The organism is Meishania litoralis (genome assembly GCF_042611095.1).
GTDB classification, from domain to species: domain Bacteria; phylum Bacteroidota; class Bacteroidia; order Flavobacteriales; family Flavobacteriaceae; genus Meishania; species Meishania litoralis.
In genome coordinates, this window is the sequence record NZ_JBHFPV010000011.1 from 1 (window position 1) to 5,476 (window position 5,476).

3 protein-coding genes and 1 pseudogene are annotated in these 5,476 nt (G+C 41.5%); 3 read left to right on the forward strand and 1 reads right to left on the reverse strand.

Annotation, left to right across the window (positions count from 1 at the left end):
• Window positions 1-118 precede the first annotated feature (118 nt).
• Together ACEZ3G_RS16975 and ACEZ3G_RS16980 are read left to right on the forward strand one after the other, a co-directional pair.
• Window positions 119-721, forward strand: coding sequence for a class I SAM-dependent methyltransferase (locus ACEZ3G_RS16975; RefSeq protein WP_432426717.1), 603 nt, complete (start codon window positions 119-121; stop codon window positions 719-721).
• Window positions 722-1,183: 462 nt separating this feature from the next.
• On the forward strand, window positions 1,184-1,945 hold the full coding sequence (locus tag ACEZ3G_RS16980; protein WP_432426718.1) for a hypothetical protein: 762 nt from the start codon (window positions 1,184-1,186) through the stop codon (window positions 1,943-1,945).
• A 100-nt stretch (window positions 1,946-2,045) separates the two neighbouring features.
• On the opposite strand, the pseudogene ACEZ3G_RS17080 reads toward ACEZ3G_RS16980, so the two are convergent.
• Window positions 2,046-3,640: pseudogene (locus ACEZ3G_RS17080) on the reverse strand (IS1182 family transposase).
• A 231-nt stretch (window positions 3,641-3,871) separates the two neighbouring features.
• On the opposite strand from ACEZ3G_RS17080, the gene ACEZ3G_RS16995 reads away from it, so the two are divergent.
• A complete protein-coding gene (locus ACEZ3G_RS16995) occupies window positions 3,872-5,293 on the forward strand; it encodes an amidohydrolase family protein (RefSeq protein WP_432426720.1) in 1,422 nt (473 codons plus the stop codon).
• Window positions 5,294-5,476: the final 183 nt, after the last annotated feature.

The window sequence follows — 5,476 nt, forward strand, 5'->3', positions numbered from 1 at the left end:
TAAATTGCCAGCTTTTTCATGGCTCCCTGCCCTTGAAAGCAAGCTTTCAGGACACCGCCCTTCAAAAACTGTACATAGCCGCGAGCCGTTGTGTGCAATATGACCAACACGAAGACAAATGACAGAATTTTGGGAAACAGCATTTAATGACAAACAAGAAATGTGGGGAATGAATCCTGCAAAATCTGCTGAATTGACTAAAAACTTCTTCGAAGAAAAATCTGTGAAAAACATTCTAATTCCAGGAATTGGATATGGACGAAATGCCCAACCATTTATTGAAAACGGAATAAATGTAAGCGGAATTGAAATTTCCAAAACAGCTATTGAACTCGCAAAAAAACATTATGGAAATGGAATCACTATTTTTCACGGTTCTGTGACTAAAATGCCTTTTGACGATAAAAAATATGATGGGATTTTTTGTTACGCTCTGATACATTTATTGAACAGTGAGGAAAGGAGAAAACTAATCCAAGACTGCTACAACCAACTGACTGAAAACGGATTTATGGTTTTTACTGGCATAACCAAAGAAGCACCGAATTTTGGAAAGGGAAAACTAATAGAAAAAGACCGTTACGAATTTCACGAAGGAGCAAAAATATTTTATTACGACCAAGAATCTGTAAAAGCTGAATTTAACGACTTTGGACTTTTTGAAATCAGCGAAGTGAATGAAAATCAACCGATGTATTTGATAAAATGTAAAAAGAAATGAAAAAATACTGCACACAACATTGTATAACCGCAATTACGGCGGATTCGACTACCCCTCGACTACGCTCGGGGCAGGCTAGAATCCACTCGGAGTTGCTATCGTCTGTACTAAACCGAAAAACATTAACTTTAAACCCGTAACTGACGGTTATACGAGACCGATGATGTACAATTCACATAAAGGTGAACCCAAGTCGCTACATTGTCGCCAAAGGCTCCAATTCCCGCCCCTTGGGAACTGTACATCATCGCAGGGCCATGCCAGGTTGCATAATCCGTAGGATGAGAGAAACCAGGCCATATATCACCTTTAGGCGCCATCGAGGAAAACTGTACATATCAACAGCTATATGCAACCTGTCCACGTTAAAAACGTATTTGTAAATTTATCCCAACAAGTTGCGTAAATTTAAAATCCGCAACGTGGCTGCGCATAGCCCTGCGTTGTACACAATTATTAGGAATGAAAAACCTTATATTATTATTCTTGATTACTCACTTAGGATTTGGGCAATCTTCAATTACTCAAAAGGATATTGAAATTTGTACTCAATTAACTTTAATTAACGTAAATGAAAAGGATGTCATTTCTTTTGAAAATCATCTAAAAACTATTGCAGACAGAGCCAAAGAGTTCAAAATTGATTATGAATATGATTGGTTAACTTATAAATCTGAAAAAGATGAATATTTGATAGTTAATTTTAGTGATGACTTAAATAGCATTTTAACAATACATGATTATCGAAAAATCTTTATAAAGGCCAATTCTGGTAAATTATTTGACGAAAACATTAGTAATCTATCAAAACTTGATGTAAATATTAAGTTCAACTACACAAAAGAAATGATTCTGCCTTGGAGTACTGTTGCAGAAATGTCAGTTTCTGAATTTCCTTATGCCGAAATGATTGAATACGAAATCAGTTCACAATCAATAAGCAAAATTGATAAAGTCTTAAGAGAATTTTCGGAATTGCTTATAGAATCCAAATATCCTTTTCCACTAGAAACTAGTAGAGGATCCATTGGAGCATATGGCAAGATAACACTGGTTTGGTTCTACGCAAACACAGATAATTTTAATGGATTGGATACGCCAAAAGGTTGGATGAAAAGCAAAGGAAAATTAAAAGAATATAATACTCTTTTAAACGAATTTTTAGCTCTTACTCGTAACACAAAAAGTTTTAAGTTACGTTATCAAGAAGAACTTAGCAACTAGCTAATAAAAGTGTACAACAACGGTAACCGTTGCACAAGCCCCTGACCGACCATGGAACAGTTCGATATAAGCCCTTTTACGGGGCTTTTTTCTTGTCGGCTCAGAAGATGTAGTCCGATATTCGAGGCCCTATCGAAGGACCGAACAGGTATTGAAGGACGCTTTTGAACGTTGTTTCCAAAGCAAGTTTCCCCGCCCCGCTCTTTGCCCGTTTTTGGTCGAATTTCAGGTACTTTTTCAGGTTGTAGGCGATCGCCGATAGGTGCATCACCTTGTTCGCCTGTGCGAGCCCTATGGTATTTATCTTCCTTAGCCCCATGAACTGGGTCAGCGTCCCGAAAACAGGCTCCACGGTGCTCTGCCTTTTGCCCTTCATGTAACGGCCCTGTGGGCTCTCCACCCTTGCAATGTTCCGTTCGTATTCCTCGCGATAATAGGTGACGCTGAACTTCTTCTCCTGGGCGCTCTTGCCAAGACAGCGGCTTCTTATCGGGCAATCGGTACAGACATGCTTTCTTGCCCTATATTCCTTCTTTTTCGTTCCCGTACGATAGTCGTCGAACACCTTGGTGAAAGGTATTGCTTTCCCTTGGGGACATAGATAATGGTCGTGTTCCCCATTATAGGTGAAACCGTCGGGGCCTCCCTTGTAGGTGCCATGGGGCGGTATGAAGCTTTTAAGTCCCCTTTCCTCCAGAAAGGCATAGTTCTCGCCGCTACTGTAGCCGGTATCGGCCACACAGTTCTCCCATAAAAGGCCCTGCTTCCACAGCCTTCTTTGTACCCTCTTTACGATATCGGGCAACTGTTGGTTGTCCTTGCCGTCGGCGTGGTAGGCCCTGATATCCGTGATCACGTGTTGTTCGGTATCCACGCTCAATTGGGAGAGGTAGTTCAGTTTTCTGGCCTTTCCGGGCTTGACGCTGATACGCGCATCGGGGTCCGTAGGGCTGTAATGGGTCTTGTTGCTGGTGTACTTGCCACCCTTGTTCCCTGCGCCCGGTCGCCGGTCACTTCGACAGGCTCAGCACAGGCCTGGCCCTTCGCCCACCTCTTGTTGCGGCCCTTTATCGCCGCTAGCTCCTTTTCGCCAGCGGTAACCTTACGTTGGCCCTTATCGGACCTATCTTCTTTACTCTTGCGGTGGGGAATTTCTCTGTCCACCGAACTAAGGGCCCGTACCTTTCTTAGATGTTCGTCCAGATCCTCCTGCGGCACTTTAAGCTCCAAGGTGTCCATACTCGCATTGGCCTTGACGGGTGCCGAATCTATCGCCTGGGTATGGCCGCTTACCATGCCCGCATCCACGCACATGGCCAGCACCCTTGTGAAGACTTCCTCGAAGACCGAATCCGGGTAGAGCTGCCGGGTACGGCTTATCGTAGAATGCCATGGGAGCTCCTCGTCGATATCGTAACCTATGAAGTAAAGAATATCCAAACGAAGCGAACAGTGGGCGATAAGCTGACGGTCGCTGATCAGGTTCTCCAGATACCCCACCAGACAGAGTTTGAAGAACACCACCGGGTCGATGCTCTTCTGCCCGCTCCCGCCATAATATCCCTTGGTCAGCGGATAGAGGAAATCCAAATCGATGGCGCCCTTCAAACGCCTGTAAAAATTGTCCTTCGGAATCCGTTCGCTCAACTGGAAGCTCGCGAACAGCTTTTCTTGGCAGTCCTTCTTTCCCTGCATGCCTAAAGTTACGATCGATCCCCGGATCGGCAATGATCCACAATCGATTTTTCCCTAACTTGTGCAACAGGCACACCGTGTATAATTAATTGCGGCGGATTTCCTAAACGGAAATCCGTAGCTTTATAAAAAAGTTCGGGCTACGGCGGAAAAGTCCTGCGGACATTTTCCGCAACGTATCATAGCTGGAACGTTAGGCACAATTTAACCAAACCAATAAACATCTAGATTTTGACAAGGAACTTCTTACCATTTTTATTAATCGCATTCACAATATTTTTTAGCTGTAATAAAAATAAATCGGTCATTTCTAAAACAGAAAATGAAGAAACTTATGTTATAAAAAATGTCAATATAATACCGATGACAGAGAACAATGAAGTCATCGAAAATGCTACTGTTGTAATTCACAATAAAAAAATACACTCAATTAATGATACAATTCCAACTGAGGCAAAAACAATCGACGGAACTGGAAAATGGTTAATTCCAGGACTAATTGATATGCACGTGCACACAAATGCTGACCTAAATTTTAGAGAGAATAAGCCAACTCAAAGCGCAACTTTTTTTATGGACACGCAGGATGTTATGACTACTCACGTAGCAAATGGCGTTACTACCATTTTTGACTTGGGTGCTCGCGTGGAACATTTTGGACAAAGAAATGAAATTGCCAAAGGAAAAGTAATTGGACCTCGAATGGCTCTTGCAAGACTAATTAATGGAGGAAATGGACGTGGGAGCGTTCATACTGCATCTGATGCAAGGCAAGCCGTTAGAAGTGCAAAAGAAGAAGGCTATAACTTTATAAAAGTTTATTCAAGTTTAAATATAGAAACATTTAATGCAACTGTCGATGAAGCCAAAAAACAAGGTCTAAATGTAGTTGGACATATTCCAGATGTTTTTAAAGGGCAAACTGAAAAAGTATTCGTACGACACTTTGGCTTGGTTGCCCACGCAGAAGAATTTTCGAAGCAAATTAGGAACCAAGAAAAAACGGAAAAAGATGCGAAGGCATTTGCTCAAATGTCCAAAGACAATGATACTTGGTTAATCCCAAATTTAATAGCCATTGTAAAAATTAGAGACCAAGTTCAATCGCTCGACTCTATTCGTTCAATGAAATCCTTGAAATATGTTCATCCTCTTTTGCGAGACAAATGGCTTAACTCAAATAACTACAACAAACATTCAAGTACAGAATTTATAAACTATTTGGATAGCTTAATTACATTTCATAAACAAATGGTAGTTGCTTTTAAGGATGCTGGAGTTCCTATGGTTGTTGGTACTGACGCTGGAGTTTCTGGAGTTGTTACGGGCTTTGCACTACACGACGAAATGCAGTTATTGTCAGAAGCTGGTCTAACCAATGAAGAAGTACTTGTCTCAGCAACGAGATTGCCAGCAGAATGGTTGGAAATTAATGAACTTGTCGGAACAGTTAAAGAAGGAAAGTTTGCAGATTTAGTATTACTTGATGCCAATCCACTTGAAAACATCGAAAATACAAGAAAGATAAGTGGAGTATTTGTAAATGGAACTTGGCTTGATAAAGAACAAATAGACAAAATGCTTTCTGATTTAGCTGATTGGAATGCCAAAAATATAGACAATTTTAAGTGGAGTAAAAGAAGAGAATATTGATAAAAAACTGTGCCTAACAATGGTAACCGTTGCACAAGCCCCTGACCGACCATGGAACAGTTCGATATAAGCCCTTTTACGGGGCTTTTTTATTGTCGGCTCAGAAGATGTAGTCCGATATTCGAGGCCCTATCGAAGGACCGAACAGGTATTGAAGGACGCTTTTGAACGTTGTTTCCAAAG

Coding starts and splice junctions, on each gene's coding strand:
- ACEZ3G_RS16975 (WP_432426717.1), top strand. CDS start 119: ATGACAGAATTTTGGGAAACAGCATTTAATGACAAACAAGAAATGTGG.
- ACEZ3G_RS16980 (WP_432426718.1), top strand. CDS start 1,184: ATGAAAAACCTTATATTATTATTCTTGATTACTCACTTAGGATTTGGG.